Here is a 417-nt window from a genome sequence, read left to right on the forward strand (position 1 = left end):
ATCTCAACAATTCCTGAGCTTGGTCTAGGCTTGCACCCAGTGGTTTCTCTATAAGGCATGGAATTCCTGCCTCTAGCAGCGACTTACCATGGCTTGTATGTAGATTCGCAGGTGACGCGACAATGACGTACTCAGGTCGCAATTCAATCAGCTCATTAAGTTGCGTTACACAGACATCGGCATGGGCCGGCAAAGTTGTTAATTGTCGATTGCTTGCTGGCATGGCTATAACTCGAGCGTCGGGTTTTAGAGCCTTCAAATTCTTTCTATGGCGATGAGAGATATTACCTAAACCAATAACGGCTACGCTTTGCATTAACCCATTCCCAGACTACGAATATCCACCTGAGCGCGATTGAAATCGTCCATCCGGCCTATATCAAGCCAGTACTCATGGATGGGAAACATTAATACATC

At 46.3% G+C, this 417-nt stretch carries 1 protein-coding gene; it reads right to left on the reverse strand.

The window, feature by feature from the left end; all coding sequences use genetic code 11:
* Window positions 1-316: Gfo/Idh/MocA family oxidoreductase (locus CWB98_RS23535; protein WP_171045754.1), on the reverse strand; the 316-nt coding region annotated here is incomplete at its 3' end.
* Window positions 317-417 lie beyond the last annotated feature (101 nt).

The sequence above is a fragment of the Pseudoalteromonas rubra genome (assembly GCF_005887115.1).
Taxonomy (GTDB): domain Bacteria; phylum Pseudomonadota; class Gammaproteobacteria; order Enterobacterales; family Alteromonadaceae; genus Pseudoalteromonas; species Pseudoalteromonas rubra_F.